The organism is Mycolicibacterium houstonense, assembly GCF_900078665.2.
GTDB lineage: Bacteria > Actinomycetota > Actinomycetes > Mycobacteriales > Mycobacteriaceae > Mycobacterium > Mycobacterium houstonense.
In genome coordinates, this window is record NZ_LT546207.1 from 3,103,099 (window position 1) to 3,119,248 (window position 16,150).

General features: G+C 67.9%; 8 protein-coding genes and 6 pseudogenes. 8 read left to right on the forward strand and 6 right to left on the reverse strand.

The window, feature by feature from the left end; translation table 11 throughout:
- Together BN4332_RS15665 and BN4332_RS15670 are read left to right on the forward strand one after the other, a co-directional pair.
- The coding region (locus BN4332_RS15665) for an APC family permease (RefSeq protein ID WP_066899470.1) at positions 1-1,043 on the forward strand (1,043 nt) is incomplete at its 5' end.
- A pseudogene (locus BN4332_RS15670) lies at positions 1,040-1,483 on the forward strand (helix-turn-helix domain-containing protein); the annotation flags it as partial. The gene BN4332_RS15665 and the pseudogene BN4332_RS15670, both read left to right, overlap by 4 nt.
- On the opposite strand, the pseudogene BN4332_RS35495 reads toward BN4332_RS15670, so the two are convergent.
- Positions 1,466-1,675, reverse strand: a pseudogene (locus BN4332_RS35495) (aldehyde dehydrogenase family protein); the annotation flags it as partial. The pseudogenes BN4332_RS15670 and BN4332_RS35495 sit on opposite strands and share 18 nt — an antisense overlap.
- A 267-nt stretch (positions 1,676-1,942) precedes the next feature.
- Between BN4332_RS35495 and BN4332_RS15675 the strand changes: the two are divergent.
- Positions 1,943-2,317: pseudogene (locus BN4332_RS15675) on the forward strand (amino acid transporter); the annotation flags it as partial.
- A 243-nt stretch (positions 2,318-2,560) separates the two neighbouring features.
- The gene (locus BN4332_RS15685; protein WP_084459288.1) at positions 2,561-3,643 is read left to right on the forward strand and encodes an asparaginase; all 1,083 of its coding nucleotides are present in this window, start codon (positions 2,561-2,563) and stop codon (positions 3,641-3,643) included.
- Between the two features lie 12 nt (positions 3,644-3,655).
- Here BN4332_RS15685 and BN4332_RS15690 read toward each other — a convergent pair whose 3' ends face one another.
- Together BN4332_RS15690 and BN4332_RS15695 are read right to left on the reverse strand one after the other, a co-directional pair.
- Positions 3,656-5,272, reverse strand: a complete 1,617-nt coding sequence (locus tag BN4332_RS15690; RefSeq protein ID WP_066899474.1) for an AMP-binding protein — start codon at positions 5,270-5,272, stop codon at positions 3,656-3,658.
- Positions 5,269-6,966, reverse strand: a complete 1,698-nt coding sequence (locus BN4332_RS15695) for an AMP-binding protein (protein ID WP_066899476.1) — start codon at positions 6,964-6,966, stop codon at positions 5,269-5,271. The genes BN4332_RS15690 and BN4332_RS15695 overlap by 4 nt, the downstream gene beginning before the upstream one ends.
- A gap of 104 nt (positions 6,967-7,070) precedes the next feature.
- On the opposite strand from BN4332_RS15695, the pseudogene BN4332_RS15700 reads away from it, so the two are divergent.
- From BN4332_RS15700 to BN4332_RS15710, 3 genes and pseudogenes are all read left to right on the forward strand, one after another.
- Positions 7,071-7,328, forward strand: a pseudogene (locus tag BN4332_RS15700) (response regulator transcription factor); the annotation flags it as partial.
- A gap of 20 nt (positions 7,329-7,348) precedes the next feature.
- Entirely contained in the window at positions 7,349-8,461 is a 1,113-nt protein-coding gene (locus BN4332_RS15705; RefSeq protein WP_066899480.1) for an epoxide hydrolase family protein, read from the forward strand.
- Between the two features lie 19 nt (positions 8,462-8,480).
- Positions 8,481-9,788 (forward strand): DUF1254 domain-containing protein, encoded by a 1,308-nt coding sequence (locus tag BN4332_RS15710; RefSeq protein WP_066899482.1) that lies wholly within the window; start codon positions 8,481-8,483, stop codon positions 9,786-9,788.
- Positions 9,789-9,815: 27 nt separating this feature from the next.
- On the opposite strand, the pseudogene BN4332_RS15715 reads toward BN4332_RS15710, so the two are convergent.
- The 3 genes and pseudogenes from BN4332_RS15715 to BN4332_RS15725 all read right to left on the reverse strand — a co-directional run.
- Positions 9,816-11,673 (reverse strand): annotated as a pseudogene (locus tag BN4332_RS15715) (ABC transporter ATP-binding protein).
- Positions 11,670-13,571, reverse strand: coding sequence for an ABC transporter ATP-binding protein (locus BN4332_RS15720; RefSeq protein WP_200820305.1), 1,902 nt, complete (start codon positions 13,569-13,571; stop codon positions 11,670-11,672). The pseudogene BN4332_RS15715 and the gene BN4332_RS15720 overlap by 4 nt, the downstream one beginning before the upstream one ends.
- Before the next feature lie 80 nt (positions 13,572-13,651).
- A pseudogene (locus tag BN4332_RS15725) lies at positions 13,652-15,343 on the reverse strand (ABC transporter ATP-binding protein); the annotation flags it as partial.
- Between the two features lie 93 nt (positions 15,344-15,436).
- Between BN4332_RS15725 and prrA the strand changes: the two are divergent.
- Positions 15,437-16,147 (forward strand): two-component system response regulator PrrA, encoded by a 711-nt coding sequence (gene prrA, locus BN4332_RS15730; RefSeq protein ID WP_003884623.1) that lies wholly within the window; start codon positions 15,437-15,439, stop codon positions 16,145-16,147.
- Positions 16,148-16,150: the final 3 nt, after the last annotated feature.

A 16,150-nucleotide genomic window follows, 5' to 3' on the forward strand; every position in this document is an offset into this window, starting at 1 on the left:
TGGCCGCCGCGCTGCTGGCCGTACTGGTCGGTGCGGTGGCGCTGCTGCTCATGGTGCGCGGCGTCCGGCTGTCGGCCCGAACCTCGCTGACCGTCGAGGTGTTCGCGATCGCGGCCGCCGCGGCCGTCCTGGTGATCGTCTTCTCCGAAGCGATGGCCGGAGGCCATGACCCACCGAAAGCAGCTGGCCCCGAACCTCATTCGGCGCTCGGCTTCGCGTTGCTGCTGGCCATCACGTCCTACGTCGGATTCGAGAGTGCGTCCACGGTCGCCAGAGAGGCGCAGCGACCCTTCATCACCGTCACCCGGGCGATTCGCTGGACGCCGCTGGCACTGGGGGTGCTCTACGTCTTCGCCGTGGCCATGCAGTCCAGCGGCAGCATCCGGGCCGGAATCGGCTCGACACCCATCGTGCTGAGGCTGCCGGAATCGGCAGGCACGGCGTCCGTCGCATTGTCGATCCTGATGGAAATGGGCATCACCGCTTCATGGTTCGCGTGTGTGATCGGCTCGGCCACGGCGCTGTCACGGACGCTGTTCGCGATGGGACGCGAAGGCGTCGTCCCGGAACGGTTCGGGCGGGCACACCAGACCTTCCGCACGCCGCACGTGGCGCTGTGCCTCACGATGCCGATCATCGTCGCGGTGCCGGTGGGGTACCTGTTTGTCGTGGGCTCCAGCCGCGAGGTGCTCGTCGGACTGCTCGCGGTGTCCGCGCACGGATACATCGGTGCCTATCTGCTGGTGTGCCTGGCCACTCCGGCGTTCCTGCGGCGCATCGGCGAACTCACCTGGATACCGTTGGTGATCGGACCCGCCACGGCTGCGATGATGATCGCGATCATCGGGTGGGCCGCGCTGACCGTCGAATCGCCGGTGTGGATCGCCACGGCCGTCTACGCTGTGCTGTTGGCAACGGGCTTCGGGATTTTCGCCATTCGGCGCCGTACGATCCCCGATCTCGCCGAGCGGGTCGGCGTCTTCGACGAAACCGTCGCGGGCGACGTGTTCGCCGACTACAACCCCTGGGAGGTGCGTCGATGAGTCCCGCCGACGGCGCGCTGTCCGGCCGCCAGCCCAAGGCCGTCCAGAGTGCACTGCGGGTGCTCGAAGCCGTGGCGCTGGCCGGCGTCGGCGTGACCGCGAAGGAAATCGCCGAACGGCTCGCCATGCCGTCGGCCACCACCTACCGGCTGCTGAATCTTCTTGTCGCCGACGGCTATATCGTTCGGCTGCCCGACCTGTCCGGGTTCTCCCTCGGACCGCGCATGGGCGTGTTGATCGACGCCGCGGTCGCACCGACGGTGTGCACGGCGGCCCGCGAGACGTTGGCCGAGCTGCGGCTGTCGGTGCGCTTCGGCGTGCACCTGTTCTACTTCACCAACACCTCGGTGCGACTGGCCGAATCCGACGACGAATACCCGCCGCCCGCAGAGGAATCCGTGCTCAACCATCATCTGCATGCGTGCGCCGTGGGCAAGCTGNACGGCGCGGTCGACGTCCTCGGGGCCGCTGTGCGGGACCGTGGTGATGACCTGCTCGGTGGCGGGGTCGACGGTGTCGAACCGACGTCCGGACAACGCGTCGACCCATTGGCCGTCGACGAACATGCGCCGCGGCGCGGCGGTGAATTCGACGGTGCGTGGGTCCAGTTCTGAGCTGAGAACGGATGTCATGGACGTCATACTTACGCCTCGATGTGGTGCGCGTCACCACTTATTTCGAATGGGTATTTCGCCGTTTTCCATTCTCATTTGAAAAGGGTCGCGATTCTCATTCGAGCCATCGGGAAATGCCCGGTCGACCGCCCCAGACGTCGAGTTACCGGGATGCCGAAGAACCCGGATTCTCATTTGAAGAATTTCCTGGGTTTGCGCTGTCGGAGTGGCCCGCGATCGGCTACGTTGCGACGGGTGAGACGGCAACCAGGTCCTCGTGCAGGGATGAGGAGCAGTTCGCCGGTCTCGGGGCTCCGGCGCGGCCAGCTCTCGTTCGCCCAGGTGTTGGGTCAGTCCGTCTCGGCCGTCGCACCGTCGGCGGTCATGGTGACCCTGCCCGCGCTGGTCATGCCCGCGGCCGGCGGCGCGACGCTGGGCGTGTTCCTAGTGACCGCGCTGCTGATGACCGCGGTCGGCTACTGCGTGTCCCAGTTCTCCACCCGGATGGTCGGGGTCAGCGGGCTCTACAGCTATACCGTGAAGGGACTGGGGCCGATTCCGGGCATCGCGACCGGCTGGTCGGTGCTGGTCGGATACGCGGGGGCCGCGATGGNGCGAGGAATCGGCGTGTGTGGCGGTGCCCGTCCGCTCACCGGCCGGGGCACTGGTGGCGGCCGTCGCGATGTCCGGGCGGGCCGATCAGGAGCAACTGCTGGAGCGGCAGATCCCCGTATTGCGGGACTGTGCAACGCGATTGGGCCCGCTGCTGGCGTGAGCGCGGGCTGAACGTCGGCTTGTGTGCGAAAAATCGGCCGGATCTCGACCACGAGGCGACATTCGGTGCCGCCACTCATGAGCGGGAAACGGCGGTGCCGGTTCGCCTGCCGACGTACCGTCAGCCGTATGACCAACTTCGCAGCCCGCCCAGCCCGGTCGCGACGGATGATGGGCACCCTTCTGCTGACGATCGCGATGACTGCGGCATGTTCGAGCAACCCGACGTCGACGGACACCGCGACGAACACCACCGGACCGGCGAATGGTGATGCCGCATCGGGCCGCGTCGTGGTGATCACCACCGGCGGGACCATCGCGACCAGCACCGACGCCAACGGCGTGCGCCGCCCGACGGTCGGCGGAGCGGAGCTGGCGGAAGGTCTCGACGTCGAGGTGGTGGACGTGATGAAGAAGGACAGTTCCCAGCTGACGCCGCGGGACTGGGACGCGATCGGCACGGCGGCCAAGAAGGCGGTGGCGGACGGCGCCACCGGCGTGGTGATCACCCATGGCACCGACACCATGGAAGACACCGCGATGTGGCTCGACGTCACGTACAACGGGCCGGCACCGATCGTGCTGACCGGCGCGCAGCGCAGTTCCGACGCCCCGGACGCCGACGGGCCGACCAACCTGCGCGACGCGATCACCGTCGCGTCCAGCCCCGCCGCCCGCGACCAGGGCGTGCTGATCATGTTCGCCGGTGACACGTTCCAGGCCCTGGGCACCCACAAGACCACCACCCAGGACCTCAAGGCATTCGGCGGCACGCCACCCATCGGATCGGTGGCCGACGACACCTTCACGCTCGACCACCCCGCGAAGCGCCCGTTCATCGGCGACGTGCCGGCCGCCACCGCACCACGGGTGGACATCGTCGCGGCCTACCCGGGCGACGGCGCTGGACCGATCGATGCCGCGGTGGCGGCGGGCGCGCGCGGAATCGTGGTGGAGGCACTGGGATCCGGCAACGCCGGCGAGGGCGTGGTGGACGCGGTGCGCCGGCACGCTCCGGCCGGGGTGGCCTTCGGGATCTCCTCCCGCGTCCCGACCGGGGAGGTCATCGCCGAATACGGTCCGGGCGACGACATGGTCAAGGCCGGCGCCGTGATGGTGCCCAGCCTGCGGCCGAGCCAGGCGCGGGTGTTGATGATGGCCGCCCTGGCCACCCGGCAGCCGGTGCGGGATGTGATCAGCCGCTGGGGCTGATCCGCCGGGCCGCTAAGCGCCCTCCAGACCGAGCAGCTTGACGCTCTCGTCGCGCATGTCGACCTTGCGGATCTTGCCGGTGACCGTCATCGGGAACTCGTCCACCACGAGCACGTAGCGCGGAATCTTGTAGTGGGCGAGCTTGTCGGTGGCGTACGCCCGCACCGCATCGGCATCGAGGGGAGCCCGGCCGGGTTTCATCCGGATCCAGGCGCAGATCTCCTCGCCGAAGCGCTCATCGGGAACGCCGATCACCTGGGCGTCGTCGATGTCGGGATGGGTGTAGAGAAACTCCTCGATCTCGCGGGGGTACACGTTCTCGCCGCCGCGGATCACCATGTCCTTGATCCGGCCGACCACCGTGCAGTAGCCGTCCGCCCGCATCACCGCGAGATCCCCGGTGTGCATCCAGCCCTCGGCGTCGATGGCCTCGGAAGTTTTCGCCGGCTCGTTCCAATAGCCCACCATCACCGAGTACCCGCGAGTGCAGAATTCGCCGGGCTGCCCGCGCTCGACGGTCTCCCCGGTGTCCGGGTCGACGATCTTGACCTCGATGTGCGGATGGGCCCGTCCGATCGTGGCGGTGCGACGTTCCAGATCGTCGTCGACCAGAGTCTGGCAGGACACCGGTGATGTCTCGGTCATGCCGTAACAGATCGCCACCTCGGCCATGTGCATATCGGCCACCACCCGCTTCATCACCTCGACCGGGCAGACCGAGCCCGCCATGATCCCGGTGCGCAGCGTGGACAGGTCGAACTGGGCGAAATCGGGATGTCCCAGCATGGCGATGAACATCGTCGGCACGCCGTAGAGTGCGGTGCACCGCTCGGATTCGACTGCGGCCAGAGTGATCCCGGGGTCGAACCCGGGCGCGGGGATCACGATCGTCGAGCCGTGGGTCAGTGCCCCGAGATTGCCCATCACCATGCCGAAGCAGTGGTAAAACGGCACCGGGACGCACACCCGATCACCGCGGCCGAAATTGATCAGGCCGCCGACGAAGAACCCGTTGTTGAGGATGTTGCGGTGGCTCAGCGTCGCCCCCTTGGGGAAACCGGTTGTCCCCGAGGTGTATTGGATGTTGATCGGGTCGGTGTTGGACAGTTCGGCGCTTCGCGCGCGCAGCCGATCGTCGCCGACCTGCTCGGTGCGCAACCGGTCCCAGTCGAGGGTCCCGAGGAAGATGACGTCTTTCAGCGCCGGGCAGTCCTGCCGCACCTCGGCCACCATCGTCACGTAGTCGGAGGTCTTGAACGCAGTGGCCGACACCAGCATTCGCACCTGCGACTGCCGCAGCACGTAGGCCAGCTCATGGGTGCGGTACGCCGGGTTGATGTTCACCAGGATCGCGCCGACCTTGGCCATCGCCAGCTGCAGCATCACCCACTCGGCGCAGTTCGGCGCCCAGATGCCGACCCGGTCGCCCTTGTCCACGCCCGAGGCCATCAGCCCCCGCGCCACGGTGTCGACCTCGGCGTCGAGTTCGGCATAGGTCCAGCGGCGACCCGTGGCCACCTCGACCAACGCCTCGGCGTCCGGCTGGGCGGCCACCATGCGCTCGAAGTTGGCCCCGATGGTCTCCTCGAGCACGGGTACATCGGTGGGGCCGGCGTCGTACGACTTCATCCCAGTAAATCCTCGTATCGGAATTCGGTGGAGATCGGTTCGCCCGCTTCGTGAGCCGCGTCCTCGCGCTTGCGCAGTTCGACACGGCGGATCTTGCCCGAGATGGTCTTGGGCAGCTCGAAGAACTCGACCCGGCGCACCTTCAGGTACGGCGCGAGGTGGTCACGGGCATAGGCCATGACGTCTTTCGCGGTGTCGGCGTTGGCATCCCAGCCTTCGGCCAGCGCCACGTACGCCTTGGGCACCGCCAACCGGGTGTCGTCGGGCTGCGGCACCACCGCGGCCTCGACCACCGCCGGATGCTCGATCAGCACGCTCTCCAACTCGAACGGCGACACCTTGTAATCGCTGGACTTGAACACGTCGTCGGTGCGGCCGATGTAGGTGATGTACCCGTCCGCGTCGCGGCTCGCCACGTCGCCGGTGTGGTAGTAGCCACCGGCCATCACGGCCTCGTTGCGCTGCGGGTCACCGAGATAGCCGGTCATCAGGTTGCGCGGATGCGCCGCCAGATCCAGGCAGATCTCGCCCTCGTCGGCCAGTTCCCCGGAGATCGGATCCACCAGCACCACCGGGACACCGGGCATCGGCCGTCCCATCGAGCCGGGCTTGACCGGCTGTCCCGGGGTGTTGCCCACCTGCAGCGTGGTCTCGGTCTGTCCGAACCCGTCGCGGATCGTCAACCCCCAGGCCTTCTCGACCTGGGCGATCACGTCGGGGTTGAGCGGCTCACCGGCACCCAGGATCTCGCGCAGTCCCTCGGGCCGCGCACCGAGGTCGGACTGGATCAACATCCGCCAGACGGTCGGCGGCGCACAGAACGTGTTGACGCCGGCACGGCGCAGTTGCGTGAGCAGGGCCGCCGCATCGAAGCGCGCGTAGTTGTAGACGAAGATCGTCGCCTCGGCGATCCACGGCGCGAAGAAGCAACTCCAGGCGTGCTTGGCCCAACCGGGCGAGCTGATCGCCAGGTGCACATCACCGGGCCGCACCCCGATCCAGGCCATCGTGGTCAGATGCCCGACGGGATAGCTCACCTGCGAGTGCTCGACCAGCTTGGGCTTGCTGGTGGTCCCGGAGGTGAAATAGATGAGCATCGGGTCGTCGACCGTGGTGCAGGCCTCGAATCGGCGCGGCTGCACCTCGTAGCCGTCGGCGTAGCGGTGCCAGCCGGAGGGCGCGGCACCGACCGCGATGCGGGTGTAGGGCCCCGGCACCTCGTCGAACTTGGCCGCGTCCGCCGCATTGGCGATGACGAAGCGGGCCCCACCGCGGGTGATCCGGTCGGACAGGTCCGCGGGCCCCAGCGCGCCGGTGGTCGGCATGATGACCGCGCCGAGCTTGGCGATGGCCAGCATGGCCTCCCAGAGCTCGACCTGGTTGCCGAGCATGAGGATGACGCGGTCGCCCTTGCCCACCCCGAGGCCGGCCAGCCAGGTCGCGACCCGGTCGGAACGATCGGCCATCTCGGCAAAGCTCAGCTTCTGCTCGGCGCCGTCCTCCTCGACGATCCACAGCGCCGTGCGGTCGTTGTTGCGGGCGATCGCGTCGAACCAGTCGGTGGCCCAGTTGAAGGTGCCGTCCAGCTGGGGCCAGGCGAACCCCTCGACGGCCTTCTCGTAATCCGCGATGGTGGCGACCAGCTGGTCACGGGCACCGCGGTAGCGGTCTGTGTTGCTCGCGACGGAATTCATGACCGTTATGCTCTACGTCACACTCACCGACCGCTACCCCCGAAAGTGGGTACCCGCCCATGCGCCCCTCGTTGCTCAGGCCCCGCGACGCCGACGCGGTGCGCGCCGAGCTGCGNGAGCTCGCCGACCGGTTGGCGGTGGCGCTGCGCGGCGACCCGCCGGCCAGCGCGCCGTTGACCAGCCGCGAGGTTGACGTCCTCGCCCAGGTCGCGCTGGGGTGCACCAATGCCGAAGCTGCCGAACGGCTTTCGCTGAAGCCGGAGACCGTGAAGAGCTATCTGCGCAGCGCGGCGGCAAAACTCGGGGCCCGCAATCGCCACGAGGCGGTGTCCAAGGCCAGGCGGCTGCGGCAGATCCCCTGACCTCTGGCAGATTGGGAGCCATGGCCCAGATCACACCGTTCCGCATCGCAGTCTCCGACGCCGACCTCGACGACCTCAAGACGCGACTGAACCGAACCCGATGGCCCGAGGCGGAGTGCGTGGAGGACTGGACCCAGGGCATCCCACTGGACTACACCAAGGACCTCGCCAGCTACTGGGCCAACGACTACGACTGGCGAGCCCGTGAGGCCGCACTCAATCGCTTCGACCACTTCACCACCGAGATCGACGGGCTGGACATTCATTTCATCCACCAGCGATCCGGACGCGAGGATGCCTTCCCGCTGCTGATCACCCACGGCTGGCCCGGGTCCATCGTCGAATTCCACAAGGTGATCGAGCCGCTGACCGAGGCCGGGTTCGACGTGGTGTGCCCCTCACTACCCGGCTACGGGTTCTCCGGTAAGCCGACCACCACCGGCTGGGGCGTCGACAAGATCGCGCAGGCCTGGGACACCCTGATGACGACCCGGCTCGGCTACGACCGCTACGGCGCGCAGGGCGGCGACTGGGGTGCCGCGGTGACGACGCAGATCGGCCGCAACGTCGGCTCCTGCGTGGGCATCCACGTCAACATGCCGATCGCCGGGCCGCCCGCCGACGGCATCGGCGAGATGACCGAGGACCTGCAGAAGGCCCTGGCCCGGATCGACTACTACCGCAAGTGGGATTCGGGCTACATGAAGCAACAGTCGACCCGGCCGCAGACGCTCGGGTACGGCCTGGTGGATTCCCCCGTCGGTCAGCTGGCGTGGATCGTGGAGAAGTTCTGGTCATGGATGGACTGCGACGGAAACCCCGAGAACGTGGTGTCCAAAGACGAGATGCTCGACAACGTGATGCTCTACTGGGCCACCGCATCGGCGGCGTCGTCGGCTCGGCTGTACTGGGAGAGCCACGACACCTGGGGCGGCGGTGGTGAATACGTCAGCCTGCCCACGGGCATCGCGTCGTTCCCGATGGAGATCCTGCGCGCGCCCCGCAGCTGGTGCGAAACCGGCTATAACGTCACCCATTACACGACGATGCCGCGGGGCGGGCACTTCGCCGCCTTCGAGCAGCCGGACCTGTTCGTCGAGGACGTGACGAAGTTCTTCGACACCGTGCGCTGAGGTACTAGCGTCGGGGGGCATGGACCCTTTGGTGCGCTCCCGTGCGGTGCAGGCCGTGATCTGGGGGATGCCCGCCGTCAACTTCGAGCTGCTGCGTGAGGCTGCGGCCGGGCTCGGCGCGGGCGACAACCAGGTGGTGTTCTGGTCGCGGCTGTTCGACTGGAAGAACCAGACGCTGACCCCGAATCCGGACACCCTGTACTTCTTCCCGTTCTACAACACCGTGGCCGGCCCGGTGGTGCTCGAAATCCCGCCCGCTGAAGGCGGTTCGATCACCGGGTCGGTGGACAACGGCTGGCAGGAGGCGCTCGAGGACGTCGGCCCCGCAGGCCTCGACAAGGGCGTCGGCGGCAAGTACCTGATCCTGCCGCCGGATTTCGACGGCGAGGTTCCCGGCGGCTTCATCCCCCTGCCGTCGGCGACGTACACCGGATTCGGGGCGCTGCGGTCCAACATCGCATCGAGCGACGACGCCGACGTGGCCACCGCCGCCGAATACGGACAACGGATCAAGATCTACCCGCTCTCCGGGCCCGAGGCCACCGGCTTCATCGACGCCGTGGATTTGGTGTACGACAACACGATTCCCTACGACATCCGGTTCTTCGAACTGCTCGATCAGTTCGTCCAGCGCGAGCCGTGGCTACAGCGGGACCGGGTGATGATCTCGGTGCTGAAGTCGATCGGCATCGAACAGGGCAAGCTGTTCGAACCGAGCGCCGAGCTGAAAACGGTGCTCGAGGCGGCCGTGGCGGAAGCACACAACTGGCTCGAAACCAACTATCCGCGTTTCTTCGCCGTGCCGTACTTCGACGGAACACACTGGGCCGTGCCGGCGTCGCCGGAGGTGGTGCAGGGCATGCAGAGCGGATTCGCCGATCCGGTCAGCTATCCCGTCGACGACCGCGGCCTGCTGTACTCGTTCATCTACTTCAGCGCCAAACACCTTGGCCAGGGCCAGTTCTACGTCATGACGATCGCCGACGCCGACGGCCGGCCGTTCGACGGTGCCGCCACCTATCGGCTGCGCGTACCCGCCGACGCGCCGGTCTCGCTGTACTGGTCGGCGACGGTGTACGACCGCGCCACCCATGCCCTGATCCGGGACCAGCCGTACGCCAGCCGGTCATCCCACCGGCCAGACCTCGTGACGAACCCCGACGGCTCCGTCGACGTCTACTTTGCCCCGTCCGTTTCGGAAGACAAGCAGTCCAACTGGATTCCGACGGCGCCCGGTGGCCAGTTCGAGGTGCTGTTCCGGCTCTACGGGCCGAAGCCGGCGCTGTTCGACAAGACCTGGGCGCTTCCCGATATCGAGAAGCTGTAGCTCGCTCCCGCTCGCCAGGTACGGCGCTTAGGCCAGCGAATCGACCCAGGCACGGTGCAGCGCCGCATAGGCGCCTTCGGTGCGGCCGATGAGATCGGACGGTGCCCCGTCCTCGACGATGCGTCCATGCTCGAGCACCAGCACCCGATCGGCGATCTGCACCGTCGAGAGCCGGTGCGCGATCACCAGCGCGGTGCGGTCGGCCAGCACGGTCTCCAACGCCCGCTGCACCATGCGCTCGCTCGGGATGTCGAGCGAGGAGGTCGCCTCGTCCAGGATCAGCACGGCCGGATCCGCCAGGAACGCCCGGGCGAACGCCACCAGCTGACGCTGCCCGGCCGAGAGCCGGCCGCCGCGCTTGGCGACGTCGGTGTCGTATCCGTCGGGCAACGTCTCGATGAACCGGTCGGCGCCGACCGCCGTCGCNNACCGCCGTCGCGCCCGCGCGCACCTGCGCGTCGGTGGCGTCGGGCCGGCCGAACCGGATGTTGTCGGCCACCGTTCCGGAGAACATGAAGTTCTCCTGGGTGACCATCACGACGTGGCGGCGCAGTTCGGACTGGTCGAGCGCGCGCAGGTCCACGCCGTCCAGGGTCACGGACCCGGCGGTGGGGTCGTAGAACCGGGCGATCAGCTTGGCGATGGTGGTCTTGCCCGCCCCGGTGGTGCCGACCAGGGCCACCGTCTGGCCGGCCGGCACCGCGAGCTCGAGGCCCGGCAGGACCGGGCGACCGGGCGTGTACTCGAACCGCACATCGTGGAACCCGATGTCGCCCTTCGGTTCCGGCAGCGGCACCGGCTGTTCCGGGTCGGCGATACCCGGCTGCTGCGCCAGCACCCCGGCCAGCTTCTCCAGGGCTGAGGACGCGGATTGGAAGGTGTTGAAGAACTGCGAGATCTCCTGCATCGGCTCGAAGAACATCCGCAGATACAGCAGGAACGCGGCCAGCGTGCCGATGGTCATCTCCCCGTTCAGCACCCGATAGCCGCCGTAGAGCAACACCACGCCGGTGGTCAGGTTGCCGACCAGTTTGACCCCGGGCATGAAGATGGCGAGCAGCTTGAAGGTCTTCTCGTTGATCGCCCGGTAGCCGTCTGCGACGTCGTCGAAGATCTCCTGATTGCGCGGCTCCCGCCGATAGGCCTGAACGGCCTTGATCCCGGTCATCGTCTCGACGAACTGCACGATCACCAGTGCGGCGCTCTCGCGAACCAGCCGGTAGGTCTTGGCCGACTCGTTGCGGAACCACCACACCAGGGCGACCAGCACCGGGAATGCCGCCAGGCACATCAGGCCCAACCGCCAGTCCAGCGCCACCAGCAGGATCGCCGTGCCGAACAACGTCAGGACCGCGGTGATCAGGCTGTCGAACCCGGTCTCCAGCATGTCCTGGATGGCCTCGACGTCGTTTGTGGACCGGCTGACCACCCGGCCCGACGTGTAGCGGTCGTGGAACGCCACATCGAGACGGCCGAAATGCCGGAACACCCGGCGGCGCAATTCCAGCAGCACCCGCTGGCCGACCCGCCCGGAGCGGCGCAGGAAGAACATCCGGCTGATCGCCTGCACGATCACCACCACGCACAGCGCGCCGACGATGAGCATCAGCTCCCGGGCCGGGCCGTCCTCGAGGATCGGCGGGATGCCGCGGTCGATGCCGCGCTGCACCAGGATCGGAACCGAGAGCCGGGCAACGTTTTCCACGATGACGACCAGGGCCAGCACCGCGACCGTCCACCGGTACGGACGCAGCAGCGACCCGAGCAGCGCCCGGGCCTCCCGGCGCCGCGGCAGGCTTTCGTCGATCGGAAGCTCGGAGTTCGCGGACGGGCCGCCGTCCGTCTCGTCGTCGGTGACCTGCCCGCGCCAATCTGTCACGGTCATCGCCGCTGCACCTCCGCACGCAGATGCGGTGGCTCGCCTGCTTCATCGATGGCCGTGCGTTCGACGTGCCCACGCTGCAACCGGCCCAGTTCCTCCTCGTCCTCCCACTCACAGCTGCGCTCGCAGGCGTCGTCGAGCTGATCGTCGGCGGCCAGCAGGTAGCGGTACTGCGGCACCTGCGCGAGCAGTTGGGCGTGGGTCCCGACGTGGGTGATGGTGCCGTCCTGCAGCAGCGCGACCTTGTCGGCCAACAGCACCGTCGACGCGCGGTGGGCCACGATGACGCCGGTGACCTCGTCGAGGACGCGGCCCAGCGCCTCGGTCACGACGGCCTCGGTGTGCACGTCCAGCGCCGACAACGTGTCGTCGAGCACCAGGATCTTCGGTGCGGCCAGAATCGCCCGGGCCAGCGAAAGGCGTTGGCGCTGACCACCGGACAGGCTCATACCCTGTTCCCCGATGCGGGTGTCCAGGCCGAACGGCAGGTCGTAGACGAACTGCGCGGCCGCGATCCCGATGGCCTGGTCCAACTGCTCGTCGGTGGCATCGGCGCGGCCCAGCCGCAGGTTCTCGGCAACCGACATCGAGAACAGCGTCGGGTCCTCGAACGCCGTGGCCACGGTCTGGCGCAGCACCGGCAGGCTCAGCTCCCGGATGTCGCGGCCATCGATGAGGATCTGGCCCTCGGTCACGTCATAGAGCCGCGAGAACAACGCGGCCAGTACCGATTTGCCCGATCCGGTCGCGCCGACCAACGCGACCGTCTCACCGGGCTCCACGACGAGGTCGATATGGCGCAGGGCCCAGTCCTCAGGGTCGGCGTCGGGGAACTTGAAGCCCACATCACGCAACTCCAGCCGGCCGCCGCGGGGCGCCTGCGACACCGGACCGTCGGCGATGTCGATCGGCGCGTCGAAGATCTCGGCGATGCGGTTGGCCGCGGTGAACGACTCCTGCGTCATCGACAACAGGAACCCCAAAGAGGCGATCGGCCACACCAGCGACAACATCATGGTGATGAACGCGACCAGGGTGCCCATGGTGACCTGGCCATGGCCCGCCGCGTAGGCACCGAAACCCAGCACCACGATCAACGTCAGGTTGGGGATGACCTCCAGTAGGGTCCAGAACTTCGCCGAGACGCCGACCCTGGCGACCTGCGTGTCGTACAGCTGCGAGGCCTGCTCGTCGAACCGGTCGAACACGTAGTCCTCCCGGCCGAACGCCTTGACCACCCGCAGGCCCAGCGCCGCTTCCTCGACGTGGGTCGCGACATGGCCGGTCTGGTCCTGGGCCAGCCGCGACAACCGGGTGTACTCCCGCTCGAAGTGCAACACGGTGGCCGCGATGGGCACGATCGATACCACCACGACCACACCCAGCGGCCAGTACATGGCCAGCAGGATCGACGTCACGACGACGATCTGCAGGGTGTTGAGGATCAGGAACACCAGGCCGAAGGACAGGAACCGGCGGATGGTGGAGAGATCGTTCATCACGCGGGACAGCAGCTGGCCGGACTGCCAGCGGCCGTGGAAGCTCATCGGCAGGATCTGCAGCCGGGCGTAGAGATCCTTGCGAATGTCGGCCTCGACGCCCATGGTGGCGCGGGCCACCAGCCACCGCCGGATGAACCACAGCACCGCCTCGGAGATGCCGACGGCCACCGCCGCCGAACCCAGAACCCACAAGCCGTGCTGATCCTGGTGCCGCACCGGACCGTCGATGACGGCCTTGGTCATCAACGGAATGGCTACCGTGGCGGCCAGACTGGCCACCGCGACCACGACCATCACGATCCAGCGCGCTCGGTACGGCAACAGATAGGGCAACAGCCGCCACAGATCTGAACTGGTCCGAACCCGCTTCGGAGATGGGGCGATCGCGGATTGGCTCACTGGATCAATCTTCCCATCACAAGCAAGCGATTAACCTCACGCGGCCGCGTCGGCGAATTGGGTGTCGTACAGCTCGGNGCCTCGCCGAGCGCGTGCTGCACGGCGGCCTCCGAGGCCGAGTCCAGCGACGCCGTCGCCTCATCGAGCACCACCACCCGCGATCGTCCCAACAGCAGGCGCGCGATGGTCAACCGCTGCCGCTGTCCTCCGGACAGACGGTATCCACGCTCACCGACAACCGTGTCCAGGCCGTCGGGCATCGCGGCGACCACGTCGTCCAACCGGGCCCGGCGCAGCGCCTCCCACAGCTGGTCCTCGCCGGCTTCCGGCGCGGCCAGCAGCAGGTTGGCGCGGATCGACTCATGGAACAGGTGCCCGTCCTGCGTCACCATGCCGACGGTGTCCTTGAGCGACGCGAACGTCACGTCACGCACGTCGGTCCCGTTGAGCGTGATCGAGCCGGAGTCGACGTCGTAGAGCCGGGCCAGCAGCGAGGCGATCGTCGACTTCCCGGCTCCCGACGAACCAACGAGGGCCACCATCTGACCGGGCCGCGCGGTGAACGAGATCCCGTGCAATACCTCGTCGCCACCTCGGTCATCCAGCGTCGCGACCTCTTCCAGGGACGCGAGCGACACCTTGTCCGCCGAGGGATACGAGAAGTGGACATTGTCGAATTCGATCTCGACCGGGCCGGCCGGCACCGTCACGGCGTCGGGTTCCTCGACGATCAGCGGCACCAGGTCCAGCACCTCGAAAACCCGCTCGAACGACACCAGCGCACTGGCGATCTCGACCCGCGCGTTGGCCAAAGCCGTCAGCGGCGCGTACAGCCTGGTCAGCAGCAACGCCAATGACACCACCGCACCGGCCTGCAACTGCCCGCCGATCGCCAGCACCCCGCCCAGCCCGTACACCAGGGCCAGCGCGAGTGCCGACATCAGCGTCAGCGAGTTCATGAACGTCGACTGCAACATCGCCGTCCGCACGCCGATGTCACGCACCCGGTCAGCGCGCACCGCGAACTCGCCGGATTCGGCCTCCGGGCTGCCGAACAGTTTGACCAGAGTGGCGCCCGGGGCCGAGAACCGTTCGGTCATCTGAGTGTTCATCGTGGCGTTGTGTGCCGCTGCCTCACGGGACAACCCGGCCATGCGGGACCCGATGCGACGCGCGGGCAACACGAACACCGGCAGCAGCGCCAGCGACACCAGGGTGATCTGCCACGAGATGCTGAGCATCACCACGAGCGTCAGGGTCAGGGTCACCAGGTTGGCGACGATGCCCGACAACGTGTCGGAGAACGCGCGCTGGGCGCCGATCACGTCGTTGCCGAGCCGGCTCACCAGCGCCCCGGTGCGGGTGCGGGTGAAGAAGGCCACCGGCATGCGCTGCACATGGTCGAACACCGCGGTGCGCAGATCCAGGATCAGCCCCTCACCGATGTTCGACGACAGCCACCGGGTCAGCAGGGCCACCGCGGCCTCGGCGACCGCGATCGCGGCGATCATCACCGCCAACAGCACCACCGCCGACACCGGGCCGCCGTGGGTGATCGCGTCGACCACCCGGCCGGCCAGCACCGGCGTCGTCACCGTCAACAGCGCACTGACCACGCTGACCGCGACGAACCAGCCCAACCTGCGGTGATGGCGCGCGGCGAACCGCCAGATCCGGGACAACAGCCGCCGGTCGGCCAGAGCGCGCAGGTCGCCCTCGCGGGCGTGGGTCTGCCGGTACAGCGCCTGCGCGGCCACCGATTCCATGCTCATGAGCCTCACGGTAAAACCTGAACAATTATTGAGGTCAAAGACTTCCCGGGTGCCTGCGCGATTCGCCGCCCGTCATCGGGCAAGATGGCGGTCATGGATAGCGCTACCGGTGGCATGGCCTCGCCCCGGGTCCTCGTCGTAGACGACGACCCCGACGTGCTCGCCTCGCTGGAACGGGGGCTGCGGCTGTCCGGGTTCACCGTATCGACGGCCGTGGACGGGGCCGAGGCGCTGCGCAGCGCCACCGAGACCCGTCCCGACGCGATCGTGCTCGACATCAACATGCCCGTGCTCGACGGCGTGAGCGTGGTGACCGCGCTGCGCGCGATGGACAACGATGTGCCGGTGTGCGTGCTGTCCGCCCGCAGCAGCGTCGACGACCGCGTGGCCGGCCTGGAGGCCGGGGCCGACGACTACCTGGTCAAGCCGTTCGTGCTGCAAGAACTGGTGGCCCGGGTCAAGGCCCTGCTGCGCAGGCGCGGGGCCTCGGCCACCTTCTCGTCCGAGACGATCCAGGTCGGCCCGCTCGAGGTCGACATCCCGGGCCGACGCGCCAGGGTCAACGGCGTCGACGTGGACCTGACCAAGCGCGAGTTCGACCTGCTGGCCGTGCTGGCCGAGCACAAGACCGCGGTGCTCTCCCGCGCACAGTTGCTGGAACTGGTCTGGGGCTACGACTTCGCCGCCGACACCAACGTGGTGGACGTGTTCATCGGCTACCTGCGCCGCAAACTCGAGGCGGGCGGCGCACCACGGCTGCTGCACACCGTGCGCGGGGTCGGATTCGTGCTCAGGACGCAATAGCGA

What these genes read in the sequence shown, in the direction of transcription:
- BN4332_RS15685 (WP_084459288.1), top strand. Translation starts at nt 2,561, where the DNA reads ATGACCAACTTCGCAGCCCGCCCAGCCCGGTCGCGACGGATGATGGGC.
- BN4332_RS15690 (WP_066899474.1), bottom strand. Translation starts at nt 5,272, where the DNA reads ATGAAGTCGTACGACGCCGGCCCCACCGATGTACCCGTGCTCGAGGAG.
- BN4332_RS15695 (WP_066899476.1), bottom strand. Translation starts at nt 6,966, where the DNA reads ATGAATTCCGTCGCGAGCAACACAGACCGCTACCGCGGTGCCCGTGAC.
- BN4332_RS15705 (WP_066899480.1), top strand. Translation starts at nt 7,349, where the DNA reads ATGGCCCAGATCACACCGTTCCGCATCGCAGTCTCCGACGCCGACCTC.
- BN4332_RS15710 (WP_066899482.1), top strand. Translation starts at nt 8,481, where the DNA reads ATGGACCCTTTGGTGCGCTCCCGTGCGGTGCAGGCCGTGATCTGGGGG.
- prrA (WP_003884623.1), top strand. Translation starts at nt 15,437, where the DNA reads ATGGATAGCGCTACCGGTGGCATGGCCTCGCCCCGGGTCCTCGTCGTA.